The organism is Brasilonema sp. UFV-L1 (assembly GCF_012912105.1).
Taxonomy (GTDB): domain Bacteria; phylum Cyanobacteriota; class Cyanobacteriia; order Cyanobacteriales; family Nostocaceae; genus Brasilonema.
The window spans coordinates 83,891-104,818 of record NZ_QMEA01000001.1; the positions used below are offsets into that span (position 1 = coordinate 83,891).

Below are 20,928 nucleotides of genomic sequence, written 5' to 3' on the forward strand. Positions count from 1 at the left end.
TGGTAGGGCATATTTTGAATTCCCCAAATGGACTGACTGTTTCAAACAAGAGCATAGTGTTGGCAATTGAGAACTGTAATAAATTTCTAATGTTTTAATTTTTCCCTGACTTCTACCCTTAGAGAGATTTAATGTTAAGTTACCTAGTATTTTGAATACAAATAAGCTTTTGGGAAAGTTAGGTAAAAACTGTGTCGTTTGTCGAACTTATACGTTAAGTCATACATTTTCCAGGACGCGATCGCAAACAGACAAGTTGCACACTGTTATTTCATAAACAATTGCGCTGATACCACAGCATAGGTATAAATATTGGCAGCGTTGCAAGCACCTCTTCGTGCGAGAGTGGCTCGTTACGAGGAAATAGTTTTGTAGTCAGTCAACACAGGTATTTTACAGAACCTGGGTTTACATATAGGGTTTGGAACCTATGAAAATACTCGTAACTGGAACTGAAGGTTATATCGGCTCGTTGTTAGCCCCAATCTTGATGCAACACGGACATGAGGTCATCGGGGTTGACACAGGATACTATAAAGTTGGTTGGCTGTACAACGGTACTGAGCTAACTGCCAAAACTCTTAACAAAGACATCCGCCACATCACAACAGAAGATTTACAAGGTGTTGAAGCAGTCGTTCATCTGGCTGAACTTTCCAACGATCCCGCCGGACAACTATATCCTAATGTGACTTACGACATTAACCATAAAGGTTCGGTTCGCCTTGCTGAACTCGCAAAAGCAGCTGGTGTGCGTCGCTTTGTGTACACTTCTTCATGCAGTGTTTATGGCGTTGCAGCCGAGGACTATGTTACGGAAGAGTCCAAAGTCAATCCACAAACAGCTTATGCAGAATGTAAAACGCTGGTAGAGCGAGATGTCAAGTTACTAGCTGATGATAGTTTTTCTCCCACCTTTTTGCGAAATGCTACAGCCTTCGGTGTATCTCCCAGAATGCGCTTTGATATTGTTTTAAACAACTTGGCTGGTTTAGCATGGACTACCAAAGAAATCAAGATGACAAGCGACGGTACTCCCTGGCGTCCTTTGGTTCATCTGCTTGATATTTGCAAGGCAATTGTCTGTACGCTGGAAGCAGAACGCCACATTGTTCACAACCAAATCTTCAATGTGGGTGACACTGCTAGCAATTATCAAGTCAAAGAAATTGCTCAGATAGTCGCTGAAGTTTTCCCTGGTTGCAAGCTTTCCTTTGGAGACAGTGGTGCAGACAACCGCAGCTACCGGGTTTGTTTCGAGAAGATTAACACAACACTACCAGGATTTAAGTGTGAGTGGAATGCAGCTAAGGGTGCGAAGCAGCTGTTTGATGTGTTTAGTTCTATCGATATGTCAGAATCCACTTTTTTATTTAGAGGATTCACTCGTTTGAAGCAGCTGGAGTATCTGATTCGCACTGGGCAAATTGATCAAAATTTCTTCTGGAACAAGTCATGCTATTGACACAAACTTCACTCCAAGGCGCATTCCTTATTGACTTAGAACAACGACAAGATACTCGCGGCTTCTTTGCTCGTACTTTCTGCCAAGAGGAATTTTCCGCTCATGGCTTAAAGTCAACAATTGTACAATGCAATCTCGCTTTCAACTACAAAAAGGGTACTCTACGGGGCATGCACTATCAAGTTGCTCCTGCAACTGAGGTAAAATTAGTTCGCTGCACTCATGGTGCTATCTACGATGTCATCATTGACTTGCGCCCTGAATCCCCTACGTATAAATTACACATTGGCGTTGAGCTAACTGCCCAGAACCGTAGAGCGCTGTACGTACCTGAAATGTTCGCTCATGGCTACCAAACGCTAACTGATGCAGCCGAGATTGTGTATCAGATGAGTGAATTCTACGCGCCAGAGTACCAGAGTGGTTTGCGCTATGACGATCCAGCCTTTGGCATTGAATGGCCTTTACCTATAAGTGAAATTTCACAAAAGGATACTTGCTGGTCACTTTTTGAAACTGTTCTAAACTCTACCCACGTTCAACCAGTATAAGGCTTTGACCTCCCAAACAGACATTGTGAGGTACAAGTCGTATCAAGTTGCTCCCAAATACTCAAAGCTAAGAAATGACTAAGACTACTTTGGAACTCAACGTACACAAGACTACAACCGTGAATCGTTGTAGCTGTCGATTCTGTGGTTCAACATTAAAGCACACTTTTGTTGATTTGGGAATGTCACCGCTTTGTGAAAGCTACGTGACATCTGAACAGCTCAACCAAATGGAGGCTTTCTATCCGTTGCATGTGTACGTGTGCGATCGCTGTTTTTTAGTTCAACTTCAGGAATTTGTCAGTCCACAAGACATCTTCAGCGAGTATGCCTACTTTTCATCTTACTCCGACTCTTGGCTACAACACGCTAAGAATTATACCGACAAAGTCATAGCTCGCTTTGGGTTAAACACCTCAAGTCAAGTCGTAGAAATAGCTAGTAACGATGGTTACTTATTACAATATTTTCTATCAAAAAGAATACCTGTTCTAGGCATAGAACCAGCAGCTAATATTGCTGAGGTAGCTAAAACAAAAGGTATTTCCACAGTTGTCAAGTTTTTTGGAATCAACACAGCTCAAGAATTAGCTGCTCTTTTGAAACAAGCCGATTTATTAGTAGCTAACAATGTACTTGCTCACGTACCTGACATCAACGATTTTGTAGCAGGCTGCAAAATTTTACTCAAACCTAAAGGTGTCATCACTATGGAATTTCCTCATCTCATGCGACTGATGGAGGAAAACCAGTTTGATACTATATATCACGAACACTTCTCTTACTTGTCGTTGCTCACAGCTGAAAAGATTTTTGCACAGCACGGTTTAACCATCTTTGATGTAGAAGAACTATCAACTCATGGTGGTTCTCTGAGAATTTATGCTTGTCATACAGAAGATAATTCTAAATCTATTAGTGAGCAGGTGAGAGAACTAAGAGCTAGAGAAGAAACTGCTGGGTTTAGCAACATAGAACACTATTCTTCCTTCGCAACCAAAGTTAAGGAAACCAAATTCAAACTTTTGGAATTTTTAATTTCAGCGAAACGACAAGGAAAATCAATTGCAGGTTATGGTGCTCCTGGTAAAGGTAATACCCTTTTGAATTATTGTGGAATCAGAGAAGACTTTATTGATTACACCGTAGATCGGAACCCATACAAACAAGGCAAATTCTTACCAGGAACTCATATACCAATCTTTCATCCAGACAAGATTCAAGAGACAAAGCCAGACTATCTGCTGATTCTACCTTGGAATTTGAAAAACGAGATAATCGCGCAGATGTCCTATGTACGTGATTGGGGTTGTCAATTTGTCGTCCCAATTCCTGAAGTCAATGTCTATTCTTGAACCAGCCATAAATCAAATCAAGCTTAATTAAAAACTTGAACAATAAACAAAAGAGGAAATTACGATGAAAGTAGTTTTATTCTGCGGCGGTTTAGGAACAAGATTAAGAGAATATTCCACCAATATTCCTAAGCCGATGGTTCATATTGGCTATAGACCAATATTGTGGCATGTCATGAAATACTATGCCCACTACGGACACAAAGATTTTATTTTGTGTCTTGGTTATAAAGCAGACGTTGTCAAAAATTATTTTCTCAATTATGATGAGTGTGTTTCCAATGATTTTACATTACAGGAGGGAGGTAAAAAAATAAAACTTGCTAATAGTGATATCGAAGATTGGAAAATTACTTTTGTCGATACAGGATTGACTTCAAATATTGGTCAAAGGTTCAAAGCAATTGAGGAATATTTAGAAGGAGAAGAGGTCTTTTTAGCGAATTATAGTGATGGCTTAACAGATTTACATCTACCTGATATCATCGAAGATTTTCATAAACATAATAAAATAGCTAGTTTTCTGTGCGTCAAACCCTCACACAGTTTCCATTTAGTTTCAATGCAAGAAAATGGTTTGGTAACTGATATCGAAGATGTCAAAACCTCTGGTATTCGGATAAATGGCGGCTTTTTTGTTTTTCATAGAGATATCTTTAAATATATCGAGCCTGGAGAAGAGTTGGTTCTCGAACCATTTCAAAGATTAATGAAATTACAACAGCTAGTTGCTTATAAATACAACGGCTTTTGGGCTTGTATGGATACTTTTAAAGAGCAACAGCAGTTAGATGATATGTATTGTCAAGGTAATGCTCCTTGGGCAGTTTGGAAGTTACTTGAAAGAAAGGCAAAATTTTTAGAATATAGTCCGATTCACCATGTTGCTACTCATTCTATACCCGTGAATTTAGCTTAAGAGCAAATACTAATGTATTTTACAGTAGATGTCTGTTGAGGATATCTACTGTAATTACTGTTTTTAGTAAGTTTATCCAAAGTATTCCCTTGTCTTAAAAAATTAGCAATATGCTTAAATTCAGTTTTGAAGAAACAAGTGATTTAACTTATAAAGTTTTGTGTTTAGGAGCGCATTGTGATGATATCGAAATCGGTTGTGGAGGCACGATATTAAAACTGGTAGAAAGTTACCCAAATATTAATTTTTACTGGGTTGTTTTTAGTTCAAATACACAAAGAGAAAAAGAAGCTTATAATAGCGCAAATAAGTTTTTAGAAAAAGTTCAAGACAAGAAAATCTTAATACAACAATTTCAAGATGGGTTTTTCCCTTTCATGGGAAGTGAAATTAAACAATCGTTTGAGCAATTAAAGCGTAATTATAATCCTGATATCATTTTTACTCATTCTCGCCATGATTTGCATCAAGACCATCGCTTAATTTCTGATTTGACTTGGAACACATTTAGGAATCATTTAATTTTAGAGTATGAAATCCCTAAATATGATGGCGATTTAGGAAATCCTAATTTATTTGTTCATTTAAATGAAGAAATTTACCAAGAAAAAGTGAAATATATCCTTGACAGCTTTCCATCACAAAATAGCAAACAATGGTTTACAGAAGAAACCTTTCTATCAATTCTAAGACTGCGAGGAATGGAATCTAATGCACCCAATAAATATGCTGAGGCTTTTTATTGTCGCAAAGTCGTTTTTTAGCTCGGCTACTCTATTGCTGTTATATTACTGAGAACTTGCACTATTCCCCACAAGAGGCTGAACCTCTGTATTCTCGTTACTGGGCTGCAGCCTGGTAACGAGTGTTGGGAGGTTCTATCTCCCCAGTACCAAAAGCTGAATTCAATTTAGCAACTAACAATTTTTATCAAAGGTGAAAAACATGAACATAACTGATATTAGGCAGAAGCTTAACCCAGATGAAGTTAGCCACCAAATGTACCAGTTTATCACCAAATTATATCCTATTTGCCGCTCTATTACTGGCAATGGTTTTCGAGAAACTCTGCATTGGATTGAAAAATATATTCAATTAACTAAGCATGAAGTTCCTACTGGTACTCAAGTCTTTGATTGGACAGTACCCAGAGAGTGGAATATTAAAGATGCATATATTAAGAATTTGAAAGGAGAAAGAATTATAGACTTTAATAAATCAAACTTGCATGTTGTCAATTACAGCGTACCGGTTCGGCAAAAGATACTTTTAGAGGAATTAAAGAAACATCTATTTACCCTACCCGAACATCCTGATTGGATTCCTTATCGAACTTCATATTATAAGGAAAGCTGGGGCTTTTGTCTCAGTCACAATCAATTCTTGGAACTACAGGATGAAGAGTATGAGGTGTGCATTGATTCTTCTCTTGAGAATGGTCATCTCACATATGGCGAGTATTACCTCAAAGGAGAGAAACCAGACGAAGTGCTGATATCATGTCATGCTTGTCATCCATCACTTTGTAATGATAATCTCTCTGGTATTTCTCTAGCAACATTTCTGGCAAAATATCTGAGTCAAATAAACCTTTCATATTCTTATCGATTTCTCTTTATTCCTGGAACTATCGGTTCTATCACTTGGCTTTGCTTAAATGAAAATCACCTTCACAAGATTAAACACGGTTTAGTTTTAACTTGTTTAGGTGATTCGGGTAAGTCTACTTATAAAAAAAGTCGTCGAGGTGATGCTGAAATTGATAAAGCCGTGACTCATGTCCTCAAGCATTCTCATCAAGATTGTGACATCATAGATTTCTTTCCTTATGGCTATGACGAACGGCAGTTTTGTTCACCAGCATTTAATTTGCCTGTTGGTTGTTTCATGAGAACGCCGCACAGTTGTTATCCGCAATATCATACATCAGCAGACAATTTGGATCTTGTGCAACCTCAGTACCTTGCCGATTCATTCTCTAAGTGTTTGTCAGTTTTACATATTCTAGAAAACAACAAAAAATACTTAAACCAAAATCCAAAATGTGAACCGCAGTTAGGCAAAAGGGGTTTATATGGTGCAATTGGTGGACAGACGGATACAAAAATGACTGAACTAGCAATGTTGTGGGTTCTAAATTTATCTGACGGCGAGCATACCTTACTAGATATTGCAGATAGAGCCGGTATGAGTTTTGATTTTATCAATAAGGCAGCAGATGCGCTCCTAAAACATGATTTATTAAAAGACAAACCCGAGTAGTCTTTGAGTGCCAGTGTTGTGTACACTAAAGCGTGGAAGCTCATGATTCTTGATAGATGTCGATGAAGCGTGTTGGTGTCATTGGTGGTGGACAATTAGCATGGATGATGGCAAGTGCTGCCAAAAAGTTAGGAGTTGAATTAGTCGTGCAAACTCCTAGCCTCAACGATCCAGCTGTACCTGTATCAGCGAAGGATAACGTTTTCGCCCCAATTGATGACGCTGACGCCACAGCGCAATTAGCGAAAAGAACCGATGTCATCACCTTTGAGAATGAGTTTGTTGATATTGCAGCTTTATCAAAATTGGCAGAACTTGGCGTTTGCTTTCGTCCTAGACTGGAAGCCTTGACTCCCCTTTTAGATAAATATCATCAACGCTGCTATTTACGTGATTTGGGTTTACCTGTTCCTCGGTTTGTCGCCATAGAGCAAAATTGGCATACAACGACTGAAGTTATCTTCGCCTCCCAAATTGGTTTTCCAGCAGTTTTAAAAGCTCGTCGTCACGGTTATGACGGTCAAGGAACTTTTATAATCAGGGAAATAGACAGTTTAAAGCAAAAGTTAGAATTAGAAAACACAAAAAGTCTTGAAAGTCAATCTAGTTTTTTATTAGAAGAATTGATTCCGTTTGAACGAGAATTAGCCGTGATTGCAGCGCGTTCTGTAAGTGGCGAAGTCATCACTTACCCAGTTGTAGAAACTCAGCAGGAAGAACAGGTGTGTCGGCGAGTCATTGCACCTGCTGATATTTCAAAAGACTTGGTTGTTGAAATCGAGAATATTGCCAGCACTTTGCTAAATAGTTTAGGAACTGTGGGAGTTTTTGGTATAGAGTTATTCCTGACGGCTGATGGTAAAGTGCTGGTGAATGAAGTTGCACCTCGCACTCACAATTCGGGGCATTTCTCGATTGATGCTTGCGAAACTTCTCAATTTGAGCAGCACTTACGAGCAGTTTGTGGTATGCAATTAGGCAACACAAGCATGATTTGCCCTAGTGCTGTGATGGTTAATCTTTTGGGATATGAAATTTCTCAGAGTGACTACATAACCAAGCGCCAGCAAATACAGCAGATTCCCCAAGCACGCGTCCACTGGTACGGGAAAACCGAATCGCGCCCTGGGCGCAAACTGGGACATGTCACCGTTTTGCTGGATACTGAAAATCAGGCTCAAGCGATTGCGATCGCCCCAAACGCCCAAGGTGTCGCTTTGTCTGCTGATGCGGACAACGTCAACCTCGCTTTGGCGATCGCCCGAAATATAGAATCTATCTGGTATCCTCAGTGACGTTCTCCCACCACTGATTCGGAGTACCGAATACAGTGGGGGCTTCCCCAAATCGCTTTGAAGAAATTTCCTGCTTCTTTGGTCGCACCTAGATAATTAGATTTGCATCCTGTTATCCCCGGTAACGATACCCTTCGGGGAAGGGCTTCGGTCTCGCTGCGCTAACGCAGTCCCCTCTGTCGGGAAACCCTCCTGCAGGGCTGTCTCACCTCCACAGGCAGTTTTGAGACTCCTGACGCCCCACGGAGTCTTTGTATGTAGCGAATTTGTAATCAAATTCTATGTTTGTTTTACGTTTCCCAACGTTTGCACTGTTCACGGGGTCTAACACGTACCAAAATCAGCCAGAGAAAGTTTCTAGTTGATCTGTGTTGCCAACGAGTTATTAATGTTTGAGGGCTGGCTGATTTTGGAGGGGACAAATGCGTCACCTACAACGTAGTCCGTTTGTGTCAAGTGGTTGGTCGTCACCAATGTTTTTTTGAGGAGCATTACGCTCTATTGCTATGATTATCGAAAATTTGGGTCTAAAACCCCGTCCTTCTAGGACGGCTTTTCCTGCTCTCGAATATACTGCTTAAGAATTTCGATTGGCGCACCACCCACCGAAGAAACGAAATAACTAGGACTCCAAAGAGCATCCTTACCATAGGGTTTAGGGTATCCCGCTTGTCCATAACGACGGCTAGATACCCCCTTTAGTGCGTTTACAATTTGAGAGATAGAAAGCTTAGGTGGAAATTCAATTAAAGCATGAATATGGTCGGATTCTCCATTGAATTCTTGAACTTGAAAATCCATTTTTTTAGCCACTTCATTAAATGATTTTTCAATGACCATTAGACTTTCAGCAGTGAAAACAGACCTACGATACTTGGTTACACAGACCAAGTGAATCTTGAGGTCTGAAACAGAATGTCTTTCTTTACGGAACTGGGTTGTCATTCGGTACAGACCGATATAGAATCAAGAGTAGACCAATTCTATCACAAACAATGAAAGCGCGATATCAATACAGATTCTACCCAACAGACCAACAACGACAGAGTTTAGCTCAGTTGTTTGGGTGTGTCCGTGTGGTCTGGAATGACGCGCTGGCATTTTGTAAGCAGTCTGAAAAGTTGCCAGGGTATAACAAACTTTCAGCTATGTTGACCCAAGCTAAAAAGACAGAGGATAGAAAATGGTTGTCTGAAGTTTCTTCTGTACCTTTGCAGCAGTCTCTGAGAAACTTAGACGTTGCCTATCGAAACTTTTTCAATTCTCGTAACGGGAAAAGAAAGGGTGGCAAGATGGGTAATCCTAGATTTAAAAAGAAGACTAATCAACAGTCGGCTGAATTCACCAAGGCAGCATTTTCAGTTAAGGCGGGATTTGTCTATTTAGCTAAAATTGGTAACTTAAAACCTATTTGGTCGAGAGAATTACCATCTGAACCAAGCTCCTGTACTGTCATAAAAGATTGCGCAAATCGTTACTTTATAAGCTTCGTTGTAGAAGTTGAACCCATTGAGATAAATGCTAAAAACCAAAGCATCGGTATTGATTTGGGAATCAAAACTTTCGCGGTGATGAGTAATGGTGAGAAAGCCCAAAGCCCAAACTATGCTCGTATTGACCGTAAAATCCGTAAATTGCAACGCAAGCTAGCACGTCAACAAAAAGGATCAAACCGGAGGAATAAAACTCGCATCCGTGTTGCTAAGAAACATCATCAAATTAACGACATTCGTAAGGATTTTCTGCACAATCTATCGACCAAAGTAGTAAGTGAAAACCAAACTATAGCTTTGGAAGACTTGAATGTGTCGGGTATGCTTAAAAACCGCAAGCTTGCTAGAGTAATTAGTTTGCAAGGTTGGCGAGAATTTCGGGTGCTATGTGAAGCTAAATCAGACAAACTTGGTAGAACGTTTCATGCGATTAATAGGTGGGAACCCACAAGCCAAATTTGTTCTGACTGCGGGTTTAGATGGGGTAAAATCGACCTATCTGTTCGTTCAATACTTTGTTGAAATTGTGGTATTGAACAAGATAGAGACGAGAACGCAGCTAAAAATATACAAAAAGTCGGGATAGGGCATTGCCACGAGTGCGGTTCGTTCTTAGCTAGGGAAAGGGGACACCCCTTGAAACAGCTAACCTAGAGATCTTCTCTAGAGAACTTTCTAAATCATGAGGGTTAAATTCCCTCCAGTGAAATGACCACTGACAGCATCTTGGATAGGCGGGAGAATGGTTATCAAACGTCTAAAGCTCCAAGAAATGGGGACAAACTAACAGCTTAAGTTGGTGTCAACCCCTAGCAAAGTCATCCATGAACAGGTTACACGAACCTTGTCAAACCCTCACCAATGCCAAAGCACCAAATTAAGCTGACAGGTGCTAACAATCCAAAAGTTTACTGTGATTCGTGAGTCAGTAAAGTCATTCAAACCACACCCAGTGGGTAAGGATTTGGGGGAGTCAAGGGTTCTAAAGATGACGGGAAATGATTAGAAGGAACGAAGTAACTTCTGTAAGACTCTCAGGAAGGTCGAAGCCTGAGCAGTAACCAGCGCAAGTCTTACACGCAAAAGGATTGTTTCAGAAGCAAACGCCCAACTGTAATGGAAGGGATAAGCTAACGGAAACACTTTTACTTGAATGAAATAGTCTTAAGTAGTAGACGAAAAACGATGAGCAAGGATAAAACCAAGTATACGAACTGGAGTGAAATCAACTGGCGCAAGCTAGAGAAGAAACTCTGGAAGCTACAAAAGAGAATATTTCGAGCCAAGAGAGAGCGAAACGTCAAGCAGGTCAAACAGCTTCAGAAACTTTTGGTCAAGAGCTTTGCCGCCAAAACAATAGCAGTAAGAAAAGTAACCCAAGATAACAGGGGCAAAAGAACGGCGGGTATTGATGGAATAAAATCTATCCCGCCCACTCAAAGGCTAGAACTAGCCAATGAGCTACAAATCTCACATAAAGCCAAGCCGCTTAGAAGAATTTACATTCCTAAAGCGAACTCGGATGAGAAACGCCCCCTTAGCATTCCTACTATCAACGACAGAGCAGTCCAAATGCTCGTCAAAATGGCTCTAGAGCCAGAATGGGAAGCAATCTTTGAGCCAAATTCGTATGGTTTCCGACTAGGTAGACAAAGCCACGATGCAATTGAACAAATCTTCGGAAGCATTAAAGGAAAACCCAAATGGGTCTTAGATGCCGACATCTCAAAATGTTTTGATAGCATCAATCACAGCTATCTATTGAACAAGTTAGGGAAATGTCCTAAGAACATTAGAGTACAGATAAAAGCATGGCTCAAGGCAGGATATCTAGAAGGAAAAGAACTATTTCCAACCAAAGAAGGAACACCGCAGGGAGGCACTGTGTCGCCACTTCTGGCTAATATTGCCCTTCACGGAATGGAAAATGTCTTGACAGAATGGGTTAAAACATGGAAAGGAAGAAAAGATAGAAATCTTGAATCCTTCTCATTCATAAGATACGCAGACGATTTCGTGTGTCTACATGAATCCAAGGAAGTAATAGAAAAAGCCAAGGATATTCTAAGCGACTTTCTCAAACCAATTGGACTTCAAATAAAACCCGAAAAGACTCAAATAGTTCACACACTGCAAACAAATAAGGGATTCGATTTCCTAGGATTCAACATACGACAGTATCAAATCCAAAATGGGAAAACGAACAAACATACAGGAGTTAAAAGGGCATATAAAACCCTGATAAAACCTTCTAAGAAAGCTATCAAGAGACATTATGAGAAAATGGCTAACACTGTTAGAAATAACAGAACTGTTAAACAAGAAAACCTCATAAAAATACTCAACCCAATCATTAAAGGGTGGTGTAACTACCACTCATCGGCAGTTAGCAGCGAAGTATTCAGCAAACTAGACCACCTAGTATACGGGGTGCTTCGCAGATGGTGTAACAGGAGACATCCGAAAAAATCCAAACATTGGATTAAGGACAGATACTATCACCAAGTGGTCACAAAAGATAGCGTGAGAAATTGGGTTTTCAAAGAAGGCAACCAAACACTCTTAGTTCACGCGGACACCAAAATCGAAAGGCACATCAAAGTCAAAGGGGAGAAATCTCCATATGACGGTGACACAGTTTACTGGGCTTCCAGATTAGGCAGAAGCAAAGAACTAGACACATCAACAAGCAAACTCCTAAAACATCAAAAAGGCAAATGTTCACACTGTGGAGCTACTTTCATTGAAGGTGACATCATGGAAATCGACCATATACTGCCCAAATCATTAGGCGGGAAAAACTCCTATAACAACCTTCAGTTAATCCACGCTCACTGTCACGACCAAAAGACCTCTGATGACGGCTCACTCAAACGAGGTATTCATGACAAGAATCAGGTAAGAGAGGAGCGGTATGAAGCGAAAGCCTCAGGTACCGTTTTGCAGACGAGTAGCCATCGCGAGATAGCTACTTAGTTCAACCTCTAAATGGACGCAGAGAGATAATAAGACTGATAAAGCAGCAAATCTCGATGAAGCGTCAAGAATCTCCGCCCTTTTAGGGCGGTGAGTATGTCAAAAACTTCTTTTGTCCGCCCTTGAGTTTTTGGAGAGAGGCAACTCCGCGCTAACGCGCCGCTCCGCTAACATACATCTTTTCCCTCTCTTGCCGTCGGCAAGAATTGATCAAAGATATAATCGTCGCTGCGACGCAAAGTCAGCGAAAAAATCGGGCAGGCTTAATAAAAACGAGTACCCGACTACGACGACAGATCAACAAACGTTTGCGTAGCGCCCCCTTCGGGGCTAGCCTGCCCGATTTTTTTACGTGTTAGACCCCCGTACCGTCTTATATCCCGACACTAAACGGAGTACCGTTATAGTGCGGGACTTACGACGAAGAAGTTAAACCTGCCAGAAATTTTTACTTGGAAATACACAAAATCTTTTTGAAGGCTATAATGGGTTTGTTGCACTGCTACGTTGGTGACTGCCATAAAGTTTTTTGATCTATGTCGAAAGCAACAAGGGAACCTCACAATTCTCGTGGCAGTAGACCGGGCTAAGTATCCGGAAACTTTAAACGAGGCAATAGGTGCCCACCTGGTTTATCCAGGTCATAAACTTAGGTAAAACGGCGTAGCGGTGCGTTAAAACATTAAGCTCCCTTGATCAGTTAAGACACGGGAGCTTTAATTTATAGAAAGGAGTTAGCTGGTCATTCATAAAAAATGAAAAAATTTAAAGATGTGACAGACACAAACTTCATATCTTCATATATATTTGTCTAAGTCTACACATTAATTAAGTCTATTTTAGATACTTTATATTAAATATATTAAAATAAATTCCTATTTTCAGATAAAAAATCTGTGTAAAGTGATCTTATATTAGGGTACCAACAAGAGTTAAAATCACAAGAATTAAGCTAAATTGTGGTTAAAGCTGTAAAGAATTGTTAAAAAACCTGAAAAATAGCGTGTTTCCAGCCTCGGTTTTCAAACTAGACAACGGTTTAACTTTAATTCATCAAGAAATGATCACAACCCCCGTCGTTGTGGCAGATGTTTGGGTACGTGCAGGTGCCAACCAAGAGCCAGAACCGTGGTATGGTATGGCTCACTTCTTGGAACACATGATTTTTAAAGGAACTGCAACACTACCGCCAGGGATGTTTGATCAGAAAATTGAAAATTGGGGTGGAGTCACCAATGCGGCGACAAGTCACGATTATGCTCATTATTCTGTGATCACAGCTTCGCTGCATGTAAAAGAAACTTTGCCTCACTTGGGGGAGTTGCTGCTGAAGGCGACAATCCCAGAAGATGAATTTATTCGTGAACGACATGTTGTGCTAGAAGAAATTCGTCAATCACATGATGATCCAGATTGGATAGGATTTCACGCTCTGATTTCCAGTGTTTACCAACATCATCCTTATGGACGTTCCGTACTGGGTGGCGAGCAAGAATTGATGCAGCAATCTCCAGAAATTATGCGCTGTTTTCACCGTGCTTACTACCAACCAGAAAACATGACAGTGGTGATTGTGGGCGGGATAGGTGCAGATTCTGCTTTAGAATTAGCAACTCAGACATTTGCTGATTTTGCTGAACCCTGTTGCGACTGTCCTCAAAGAAAGGAAGTCACAAAGCCAATTCTATCAGGAATTCGCCGTCAAGAACTTTTTTTGCCTCGCTTGGAGATGGGGCGATTATTAATGGCTTGGACAGGACCTGGAGTGGAACAGCTACACACTTGTTGTGGGTTGGATTTGCTTTCTGTGTTACTAGCGGAAGGACGCACCTCTCGTCTCGTGCGTGATTTGCGAGAAGAGCAGCAATTGGTGCAAGGTATTTGTAGTCATTTTTCCTTACAACAAGACTGCAGTTTATTTACAATCACAGCCTGGTTAGAACCAGAAAATTTGGAACGTGTCGAATCCTTAATTCGTCTGCATTTGCAGGATTTAATTGACAATGGCATCAGCGAGCAGGAAATCATCCGCGCTCAAAGGTTACTGTGTAACGACTTTGCGTTTTCTACCGAGACACCAAATCAGCTAGCAGGACTTTATGGATACTACAACACTATTGCCCAAGCTGAATTAGCAATGACTTATTCGTGGCAAATTCAGTCATATAATGAGAAACAACTGCAAAAATTAGCACAAGAATGTCTCTCACCTAATCATTATGCAGTAACAGTACTTAAACCTTATTAGTGACTATTCATTTTCAGTACACAGTACACAGTACACAGTTAACAGCTTCTTCAGCTAACTGATAACTGATAACTGGTAACTGATAACTGATAACTGATCAAAAGGACTAATGATAAATGACAACATCGGTGCAAAAATCTCATATCTATCGCACAGTATTGAACAATGGCATTGTAGTGCTGGTGGTAGAAAATCCGGCTGCAGATATTATTGCAGGACGGATTTTTATCCGCGCAGGTAGCTGTTATGAAAATCAGGAGCAAGCTGGGTTAGCATATTTGCTATCAACAGTACTTACAAAAGGTTGCGATGGACTTTCAAGTTTGGATATCGCTGAACAAGTAGAGTCAGTGGGAGCAAGTTTGAGCGCAGACACTGCATCCGATTACTTTTTGCTTTCGTTGAAGACAGTCACCTCAGATTTTCCACAAATGTTTACTTTGGCGGGACGAATTTTGCGATCGCCGACATTTCCACAAGCAGAAGTAGAACTAGAAAAACGTATTGCTCTACAAGATATTCGCTCACAACAAGAACAACCGTTTACCATTGCTTTTGACCAACTCCGGGATGTTATGTATCAAAACCATCCTTATGCAAGGTCAGCATTAGGCAATGAAGCGACTATGAGCAGCTTAACCCAAAAAGACTTAGTGCAGTATCATCAAACTCATTTTCGTCCTGATAATATTGTTATTAGTATTGCTGGACGCATCACACCAGAAAGTGCGATCGCTCTTGTGGAAGAAGTTTTTGGTGATTGGCAATCGCCTCCCACTCAGCCATTGGTAAAACTCAATTTACCAAAACTATCAATTGAACCCCAAATTAAGATTAAGCCTCAACAGACACAGCAATCTATCGTCATGCTAGGTTATTTGGGAGCATCCGTGCTGTCTGATGACTACGCTGCATTGAAATTACTGTCTACTTACTTGGGAAATGGTCTTTCGAGTCGCTTGTTTGTGGAATTACGTGAAAAGCGCGGCTTGGCTTACGAAGTCTCAGCATTTTACCCAACACGACTCTCAACAGCATCATTTGTCGTTTATATGGGTACAGCACCAGAAAATACCCAAGTCGCTCTTTCTGGTTTGCGCAAAGAAGTTGATTTATTATTTACCACGCAACTAGAAGAAGATGCCCTCCAAGCAGCTAAAAACAAGATACTAGGACAGTACGCCTTGGGCAAACAAACCAACGCGCAAATCGCTCAAATCTATGGCTGGTATGAAATTTTAGGATTGGGAATTGATTTTGATACAAAGTTTCAGCAGGCGATCGCCTCTGTAAATTCCACACATGCAATGACAGCAGCTGATCAATATTTACGGGAACCTTATGTGTCACTAGTCGGTCAAGAACAAGCGGTTAATAGTGCAATTGCATACTTCAATTCCTATTCAACAACCCCAGTTGTTTAAACTCGCTCAAGAATCAATGAACAATGAACAGTTATCAATTATCAATTAACAATTAAGTAGGTCAACCTAATTAAACGTAAAATGTCATTACGAGCGTAACGCAGTGCAGCGTAGACCCCGGAGGGGGCTTCCCTCCGGGTAGTAATCGCAAAATTCTATCTTACGTTTTTCAATGTTGACCTACTTATCAGTTATCAATTATCAAATCGATAACTGATAACTGATAATTGATAACTGACAGGCGAGCCAAGACATCTGAAGTTTAAGTAGGCGAGGGGCTATCTCGCGGAAATACGATCAAAAGCAGTATGAAAAAAAATATCTTTAGTAACCAACAAAGAATTCAGAATAACGTGAAGCTAGCCGGACAAAATCTTCTGCTTGGCAGACTTCACCAGGAGTGTGTAAGTGGATGGAATATTAAGTTTAACACCCCTGAATTTATTGGGGTGAGGAACGGTTATACTGAATTATGTCTTCTGTCTTTTGACTCCTTCTGGCTTAGAGTTTTTCAACCCCCCTGTCAATTGCTACAAAATAAAAACACAGCAGATGTATAAATCATTATTAGTGATCAAAATACTGCTGTACTGCAGTGTATTTCTGCTTCTTGGCTTCTGTGCTAAAGAATCGGTTGCATCGCAACCACAACAAATAGCGCAAGCAACTTCCTCTGAAGGTATCAACCGTCCTACTCTCCAAATTGGTAGCAAAGGAGAGCGCGTCACAGAACTTCAAGCAGCTTTAAAACTTTTGGGCTTCTATACAGGTACAGTAGATGGGGTGTATAGCGAAAGTACTGTCCTCGCTGTTTCCCGCTTCCAGGAAGCTGCTGGCTTAAAAGCAGATGGCATTGTAGATGCAACAACTTGGCAACAACTCTTCCCCAGTGAAGCGACAGTCGCATCATCTAGACCATTACCTAGCTCTACAAGCAGGTTTCCTGCTCCATCTGCAACTTCTAACACCAATCAAGTTGTGATTCCTACTTCTAATAATTCAAGACCTCCGACAACATCAGCGACAACTGTAAAACCAGAACCACGACCGACGACAACATCAACTGCAACCAGCAACACCACAGCGACAACTGCAAAACCAGAGCCACGACCGACGACAACATCAACTGCAACAACTCGTACCAGAAAAGATAGTTCCAATCCAGGGCCGCAATCTGCAACACGCAATACAACTGCTAGTTCACAGAGGACGTCCGTACGACAATCAACATCGACTCGCTCTGGCTCGACTCGTTCTGAGCAAACTGTTCGTACTCAGCAATCCTCTAGTCCGAGTTCAACGACTCGTACTCAACAAATTTCTTCAATTCAGTATACCTCAGAAGGATTACCAATTCTACGTCTAGGAATGCGTGGTTCAGAGGTTGTTAGATTGCAAAGGCGACTGCAAAGACTCGGTTTGTTGAAGGTAGATCAAATTGATGGCGATTTTGGTGCATCAACCGAAGCTGCAGTTATAGCCTTACAAAAGCGGTATGGTCTAGAAGCAGATGGTGTGGCTGGTGGAGCAACTTGGGAGATTCTCATGAGACGGTGAGGAAGCTGTAATATTAGCTCTAACATTTACAATACCGTTTCAGTTTTTTAAAGTGAAACGGTACACCATGCTTGTGTATTCAAGGTCATTCACTTGATACTCAGATTTCACCGCTCGCTTATCAAGTCAGACGAGCTATTTTCTATACAAACAGTTTCCTTTTGTTCATACAAGCGACAACCTTCGCAAGGTCCACTCGGGTTAACAGCACAGCGCAGAAAACCAGAACGAGCATTAAATCGACAGCTGATATCGCCAACAAGGTAACCGACTCCTTCTAAATAATAGCGATCGCTATTACCTGGTATCGTATTTTGCTGCACTCGCCCCACAAAAGAAGTTGTAGCGACTCGCCTAAATCGCGATCGCATTCTAGCCCGTGTTTTACGCATCAACCACAGGGAGAACAGGGACGGTAAGAAACCAATGATTATAACCAAAAGTGTTTTCACTTCAACACCTTCTTTTAACTTCTTTTATGTACTTATCGTCCCTGGTGTTGTATCCTAGCATCGCAAGAGAGTACAATCTGTAGGGAGTTTGATATAAGAGAAAGCTAACGCTAAAACAAGTGTCAGCCATCATTTTAACTAGCATAACTGTTGCAACCCAAACCGTGGGTTTTGATGAATGTTAGTACTTTAAAGATTTGTTTCTGAGTCACTCTTCACCGAAAGGTATTAGGGGTACAGGCGTATTACTCACGACCTACCCCTCATACCCTCTATATCATTAGTGCTTCAGTTTCCTGAAAACAGCGTCATCATGTACGGAACTTGATAAGTTGAAAGCCAACGAGTTTCTCCATTGCGTGTCTCGGAAACTAGAGTGTCATAGTATTGTGCTGGATCGTAATGATTTGATCGATAGACTAACGAGGTGCTTGAGTTATCGCTAATGAACGCTGGTGTCTGCTTTTCTTGGCTGGAAAATGAGCGTGCAGGGTAGATAAGTCCTCCTAGCAGTTCAGTCTTCGCTCCGTTTTTTGAGTCGATAATGGTGCCAGTGCCTTCAGTTTTTAGCCCTAGAATCCAAAGATTACCACCATTATTCACTATTTTGGTATTATTAGATTCAATATTGAGCTGGCGTGCCCAAACATTTTGATTGGGTTGCACTTGCAAGGAGCCAAGATTCACATCCTCAAGGAACAATTCGCCTGCACCAGAACTGGAAGTATATTGGTAGAATCCATCTTTAAGTGCAACTGATCGTGATGAACTGTTATGGTCTACCTTTGCTCCATAACCAAACCCCTCAACAATCAGCGGAGAATCTGTACTACTTCCTTCGACTACAAACTTAATACCACCCCCATTTTGACCATGAGATTCCCCATCGACGACCGATGAAAACCCTACGATACGTTTAACCGTTGCAGGAACCGTGAGCACAGTTTCGTTAAAGGAGAAGTATTTACCGAAGTCGAAGTAGATGGTAGACTTGCCAGAATCAAGCACCGACTGCAACTCGCTTGTATCAGTGAACCCTACAGGGTTTAGTGTAATGCGTCCCCAGTTCGCCGGATCGTTCTCCTGAAACTCTGGAGTCTCCTTAACGGGCAAGTTGAGAGACTGGTTGGCACCGTTAAACAACTGGTAACTCTCTGAGGCATATTCAGTCAGAGTAGTGCCAGGGACGACTACGCCTTTGTGCTTAATTGCTGATTGATAGCCACTGGTGTTGAGATTACGTACATAAAAACTTCCTTCTGTTTCAATGGCACTAACATTAGATGCACCTCCTTCGAGGTTTGCATCTATTAGGGTGACCATACCACCCCAACTCGTTCCCTGAATCACTGGTACGCTGTTGGTACTATTTAATCCACGAATTGTTAACGTGCCATTCTCGTTCCTAATACCAGCTATGTTTTGATTTTTGAGGGTGATGTTCTCAAAAGTTGGTCCGTACTCAGTCGGGGTGAGTCTGATACCATAATCAAAGCCCTCAATTTGGACATTCTTAATGAGACACGGACCTGGCCATTGACGATCCATTGCCAGACCTGCAAAACCCTTGCCATCTCTAGATTTAATCGTCACATCTTTCATTGAACCAACATTACTAGAAATGTAGTCGATGCCGATGGAACCAGCATTACCAATTCCTGTGTCAACGCTAAGGTTATGGATGTTCTGACGGAAAGATGTGTTACCATCCGGAGTTTGAATGACTGCTTTGGGAGCAGCAGAGTTGTCAAAGCCAGACGCGTAGTCTCTCAGCTTGATCACAGTAGCACCACTGCCTTCACCTTGGAGGGTAACGCCGCTACCAATCCAATTGAGTGTATCACTCACGTCATAGGTCCCATCTTTGAAGTGAAGTGCTTTGGGGCGACCGAAGTAATCATCGTGTATGGAGTTACCATTAGCATCGACCCGTCCATCATCAAGTGCTCTCTGAATCGCGGCAGTATCATCGATGCCATCGTTAGGTCTTGCCCCATAATCCTCAACGCTCTTCATGAAGCCTTGTGGAAGATATGGATCTCCCAGAGTTGCATGGTACGTTCGTTGCGCTTGAGGTTGCAACGATGACACTGATTCTATTTGACCAACTTTGTACTCTAACTCCCAATTGCCTCCTTTAGTTGCATCTCCTGTCAAGTCAGTGGAAGCAGCTATATCAGCTCCTGTGATTTCACTTAGCTGTGCTACAAAACGGCTACCTTGCTCGCCTTGAGCTACATGACAGCCATCGATGAGGATGTCAGCATTATCAGTCAGAGCATCCGCCCAACTTTGTAATTGCTGGCTGTATCGCTCAACAGCAGCAGAGTCTAGAGAGGTTTGTCCAATTTGCAGACTCCCTGAAGTGCCGTGAGAAATAATTTCTACTTTGGAAATTGTGTGATCATATTTGGACAATTCCCTCGTCATTTGCTCAACAGCATCTTTTGAGGAATCGAGTACAATCGCCTTCGCTTCTGGTGAAACCCCAGCAACTAAACTTTGATAATCTTCTACACTAGAGTCAATAAAAACCAAACTCTGTTGAGTTGCCTTTTGCAGTCCATTTTCTTGAATGTTATGACCTAGTAATTCATCATTGCTTTTGCTCAAGTCGCTCGCAACTCTAAGCTCATCATCATTCCTGCTAACCAAAATATCCCCAAAATCTTCAACAGATAACTTGGCAGACAGCAAATTAAGGTTGCTTGTGTTGCTTGCCTCTATAAGGCTATTAGCAATGTTGGTATATGATGCTCCCTGCTGAGTATTGTGTGCCTGTAATTCATGGTTTGCCGCCCAACTCGATACAACATCATGGGTTGTATAGTTTGAGTTTTGGGAAGGAATTTGCAGCGACACGTCAGCAGAAGTCATAGAATCCCTTTCCTTGTTTGTGATGTGATATTCTCGGTATCAGATACTACACCG

15 protein-coding genes and 1 other RNA gene are annotated in these 20,928 nt (G+C 41.3%); 13 read left to right on the plus strand and 3 right to left on the minus strand.

Features of this window, described 5'->3' with window-relative positions:
* Window positions 1-430 precede the first annotated feature (430 nt).
* The 7 genes from DP117_RS00310 to DP117_RS00340 all read left to right on the plus strand — a co-directional run bounded on the left by DP117_RS00310 (window position 431) and on the right by DP117_RS00340 (window position 7,847).
* The gene (locus tag DP117_RS00310) at window positions 431-1,465 is read left to right on the plus strand and encodes an SDR family oxidoreductase (RefSeq protein ID WP_169216346.1); all 1,035 of its coding nucleotides are present in this window, start codon (window positions 431-433) and stop codon (window positions 1,463-1,465) included.
* Window positions 1,456-2,016, plus strand: a complete 561-nt coding sequence (rfbC, locus tag DP117_RS00315; protein ID WP_169216347.1) for a dTDP-4-dehydrorhamnose 3,5-epimerase — start codon at window positions 1,456-1,458, stop codon at window positions 2,014-2,016. The genes DP117_RS00310 and rfbC overlap by 10 nt, the downstream gene beginning before the upstream one ends.
* 74 nt (window positions 2,017-2,090) lie before the next feature.
* Entirely contained in the window at window positions 2,091-3,371 is a 1,281-nt protein-coding gene (locus DP117_RS00320) for a class I SAM-dependent methyltransferase (protein ID WP_169216348.1), read from the plus strand.
* Window positions 3,372-3,435: 64 nt separating this feature from the next.
* Window positions 3,436-4,290 (plus strand): glucose-1-phosphate cytidylyltransferase, encoded by an 855-nt coding sequence (locus tag DP117_RS00325; RefSeq protein WP_169216349.1) that lies wholly within the window; start codon window positions 3,436-3,438, stop codon window positions 4,288-4,290.
* A gap of 110 nt (window positions 4,291-4,400) precedes the next feature.
* Complete coding sequence (locus DP117_RS00330) at window positions 4,401-5,054, plus strand: PIG-L deacetylase family protein (RefSeq protein WP_169216350.1); 654 nt, start codon at window positions 4,401-4,403, stop codon at window positions 5,052-5,054.
* A 181-nt stretch (window positions 5,055-5,235) separates the two neighbouring features.
* Window positions 5,236-6,552: a DUF4910 domain-containing protein gene (locus tag DP117_RS00335; RefSeq protein WP_169216351.1), complete on the plus strand. Its 1,317-nt coding sequence runs from the start codon at window positions 5,236-5,238 to the stop codon at window positions 6,550-6,552.
* Between the two features lie 62 nt (window positions 6,553-6,614).
* Window positions 6,615-7,847: a 5-(carboxyamino)imidazole ribonucleotide synthase gene (locus tag DP117_RS00340; RefSeq protein WP_169216426.1), complete on the plus strand. Its 1,233-nt coding sequence runs from the start codon at window positions 6,615-6,617 to the stop codon at window positions 7,845-7,847.
* A gap of 543 nt (window positions 7,848-8,390) precedes the next feature.
* Here the strand turns inward: DP117_RS00340 and tnpA are convergent.
* Window positions 8,391-8,792 (minus strand): IS200/IS605 family transposase, encoded by a 402-nt coding sequence (gene tnpA / locus DP117_RS00345; protein WP_169216352.1) that lies wholly within the window; start codon window positions 8,790-8,792, stop codon window positions 8,391-8,393.
* Between the two features lie 50 nt (window positions 8,793-8,842).
* On the opposite strand from tnpA, the gene DP117_RS00350 reads away from it, so the two are divergent.
* The 6 genes from DP117_RS00350 (at window position 8,843) to DP117_RS00375 (ending at window position 17,545) form a co-directional block, all read left to right on the plus strand.
* Window positions 8,843-9,862, plus strand: coding sequence for a transposase (locus tag DP117_RS00350; protein ID WP_248277467.1), 1,020 nt, complete (start codon window positions 8,843-8,845; stop codon window positions 9,860-9,862).
* A 663-nt stretch (window positions 9,863-10,525) separates the two neighbouring features.
* Window positions 10,526-12,316, plus strand: coding sequence for a group II intron reverse transcriptase/maturase (gene ltrA, locus DP117_RS00355; RefSeq protein ID WP_169216353.1), 1,791 nt, complete (start codon window positions 10,526-10,528; stop codon window positions 12,314-12,316).
* Between the two features lie 493 nt (window positions 12,317-12,809).
* Window positions 12,810-12,993: non-coding RNA, 6S RNA (gene ssrS, locus DP117_RS00360), on the plus strand.
* Window positions 12,994-13,319: 326 nt separating this feature from the next.
* The gene (locus DP117_RS00365) at window positions 13,320-14,564 is read left to right on the plus strand and encodes a pitrilysin family protein (protein ID WP_169216354.1); all 1,245 of its coding nucleotides are present in this window, start codon (window positions 13,320-13,322) and stop codon (window positions 14,562-14,564) included.
* Window positions 14,565-14,680: 116 nt separating this feature from the next.
* Window positions 14,681-15,988: a pitrilysin family protein gene (locus DP117_RS00370; protein ID WP_169216355.1), complete on the plus strand. Its 1,308-nt coding sequence runs from the start codon at window positions 14,681-14,683 to the stop codon at window positions 15,986-15,988.
* Window positions 15,989-16,540: 552 nt separating this feature from the next.
* Window positions 16,541-17,545 (plus strand): peptidoglycan-binding domain-containing protein, encoded by a 1,005-nt coding sequence (locus DP117_RS00375; protein ID WP_169216356.1) that lies wholly within the window; start codon window positions 16,541-16,543, stop codon window positions 17,543-17,545.
* Between the two features lie 107 nt (window positions 17,546-17,652).
* On the opposite strand, the gene DP117_RS00380 is transcribed toward DP117_RS00375, so the two are convergent.
* Together DP117_RS00380 and DP117_RS00385 are read right to left on the minus strand one after the other, a co-directional pair.
* Complete coding sequence (locus DP117_RS00380; RefSeq protein ID WP_169216357.1) at window positions 17,653-17,997, minus strand: DUF6464 family protein; 345 nt, start codon at window positions 17,995-17,997, stop codon at window positions 17,653-17,655.
* Between the two features lie 288 nt (window positions 17,998-18,285).
* Complete coding sequence (locus DP117_RS00385; protein ID WP_169216358.1) at window positions 18,286-20,874, minus strand: DUF4347 domain-containing protein; 2,589 nt, start codon at window positions 20,872-20,874, stop codon at window positions 18,286-18,288.
* Window positions 20,875-20,928: the final 54 nt, after the last annotated feature.